Raw genomic sequence first — 2106 nt, forward strand, 5'->3', positions numbered from 1 at the left:
TGCGGATGAAGGGAGTGCATCACGTCCTCCTGCGGTGAGAAGCTCGGCGTCGCAGGCCGTCAAAGCGCCAAGTGTACTCCTCAATGGCGTAACGCACCCGATCCCAACAACGTTCCGCCACCAAACAGCTAAGCATGAGTACGAGGTGGTTGGCTATGTACTCTCCGGACGAGCCGAACTGGAAATCGAAGGACAGACGGTGCGGCTGGAGCCCGGAGATTCGTGGGTGGTTCCCGCAGGGGCCGAGCACACCTACCGGATTTTGGAGAAGTTTACGGCAGTCGAGGCGACTGCACCTCCCGCCGAGGTGCATGGGCGTGAGCAGTCTTAGGGCTGCTTGCAGTGACGGAGCCTACACTTGCTTCCTCTCTGAGGCTGAGCATGGAAGACCTAATTCGCGTTCTCAAAGCCGCTCATGCGGCGGCTTCCTGGCATGTTCATCAGAAAAAGAAAGGGGTGGCGCAGGAACCCTACATCAATCATCTCTTGGAGGTTGCGGCACTCGTTGCCGACGCCACTGAGGGGCGGGACCCGGACCTCGTGATTGCCGCGCTGCTGCATGATGCTATCGAGGACCAGGAAGTGCCACGTCCGATGATTGCCGAGGAGTTCGGAGAGGACGTGGCGAGGCTCGTTGAAGAAGTCACCGATGACATGAGCCTTCCGGATGAGGAGCGCAAACGCTTGCAGGTTGAGCAAGCGGCCAAGAAATCGGATCGGGCAAAGATCATCAAACTCGCCGACAAGATCAGCAACGTGAGGGTGATCAGCGCTGGTCTCGGACCAGATTGGTCGGTGAAGCGCAGACTGAACTACATCTCATGGGCACGCGATGTCGTCGTAGGCTTGCGAGGGATCAATGCCCAGTTGGAGCAGGAATTCGACTGGGTTGCTGAAGAGGCCGAACAATCAGTGAAGCCGAAGTCCTAACCGAGAGATCAATTCGACAGTTCCAGCAAGGCCCGTTTTGGACCCTGTTTCCGCGACAGTGCTCCCGGCTACAATCACTCGATCTTTGCGGCCTCCACCTTTTTGAACTCACAATCCCGGCTTTTAGGGTTCCTAATAGCCATGTGTATACTCCGGTGGGACCGTCAAAGGACGGTGATCGGATTGTAGATTTCCGGGGAATCGTAGGGGTTCACGATCATGAGACGCCCATTCGCAGTGCTGGGACTGGTTGTTGCGCTGCTGCCAGGGGATGGGCGGGCAAATCATGACAGCCTGCCTGATCCACCGCCGCAGCAGACGGGCCAGAAGCTGCCCACGCTGCCCCACATGGATCGAGCGGCGGTCACCGTATCTGGTCTGTCCTCGGGTGGGTTCTTCGCACATCAGTTCCATGTCGCCTTCTCCAGCCTTGTCAAAAGCGCAGGCATCCTCGCAGGAGGGCCATACGGCTGTGTCGAGGCCATTCCGAACCCGTGGCTGCCCTTCTGGTCCGTCAATCTGGATCGTGTCTCGGCGGCAGTGGTGGCCTGTACCCATTACTATGGTGCCCGCTACTACGGCCTTCGTCCCTCAGCACCACAGGCTGAGGATTCTCTCAAGATCATCAGAGAGGCGGCAGGCCAGGGTCTGATCGACAATCCTTCCAATCTCGCGAGTAGCCGGGTCTGGCTGTTCCACGGCAAGAGCGATACCCTTGTCCCGCTCCAGGTGATGGAAACCCTCGAACGGTTGTATGATGGTCTCGGAGTCCACGAGCCGAACCTCCAGTTCGACCGAAATCAGACCGGGTCTGCGGCCAATCACGGCATGCCGGTCAGCCGATTTGCGGGGGAGAGCAAGTTCCCGGTCCGGGAGTGCGGCCAACACGAGCCGCCATTTGTGATTCAATGCGGCTATGAGGCGGCTGTAATGCTCCTGCGCCACCTCTACCCAGAGGACTTCAAGCCAGCCTCGGATGATCCCCATCGAGACGGAGCGCTGGTCGCTGAATCGCGCCGAGTTTTCCGGAGGCCGGTGGGCTTGGATTCTACGCGGCCATCGGCATGACCTCAAGCTGAGCGTAGTAAGCGGCTTCCGCCTCGGCGGGCGGAATGCTGCCGATGGACGCGAGCAGGCGCCGGTTGTTGTACCAATCGACCCATTCGAGCGTGGCGA

3 protein-coding genes and 1 pseudogene are annotated in these 2106 nt (G+C 59.3%); 3 read left to right on the forward strand and 1 reads right to left on the reverse strand.

All coding sequences use genetic code 11. From position 1 onward, the window contains the following. The first annotated feature begins 34 nt into the window (after nucleotides 1-34). The 3 genes from FS320_RS42175 to FS320_RS42185 all read left to right on the forward strand — a co-directional run bounded on the left by FS320_RS42175 (nucleotide 35) and on the right by FS320_RS42185 (nucleotide 1998). On the forward strand, nucleotides 35-331 hold the full coding sequence (locus FS320_RS42175) for a cupin domain-containing protein (protein ID WP_338105692.1): 297 nt from the start codon (nucleotides 35-37) through the stop codon (nucleotides 329-331). Nucleotides 332-381: 50 nt separating this feature from the next. Beyond that, nucleotides 382-930, forward strand: coding sequence for an HD domain-containing protein (locus FS320_RS42180; protein ID WP_152718494.1), 549 nt, complete (start codon nucleotides 382-384; stop codon nucleotides 928-930). 219 nt (nucleotides 931-1149) lie between these two features. Continuing rightward, nucleotides 1150-1998: a hypothetical protein gene (locus FS320_RS42185; protein WP_152718495.1), complete on the forward strand. Its 849-nt coding sequence runs from the start codon at nucleotides 1150-1152 to the stop codon at nucleotides 1996-1998. Here the strand turns inward: FS320_RS42185 and FS320_RS42190 are convergent. Beyond that, nucleotides 1979-2106 (reverse strand): annotated as a pseudogene (locus FS320_RS42190) (IS3 family transposase); the annotation flags it as partial. The gene FS320_RS42185 and the pseudogene FS320_RS42190 overlap by 20 nt on opposite strands.

This window comes from Microvirga tunisiensis, from assembly GCF_009296175.1.
GTDB lineage: Bacteria > Pseudomonadota > Alphaproteobacteria > Rhizobiales > Beijerinckiaceae > Microvirga > Microvirga tunisiensis.

Bases quoted from the DNA above. Each gene is read 5' to 3' on its own strand.
- FS320_RS42180 (WP_152718494.1), top strand. From the start codon at position 382: ATGGAAGACCTAATTCGCGTTCTCAAAGCCGCTCATGCGGCGGCTTCC.
- FS320_RS42185 (WP_152718495.1), top strand. From the start codon at position 1,150: ATGAGACGCCCATTCGCAGTGCTGGGACTGGTTGTTGCGCTGCTGCCA.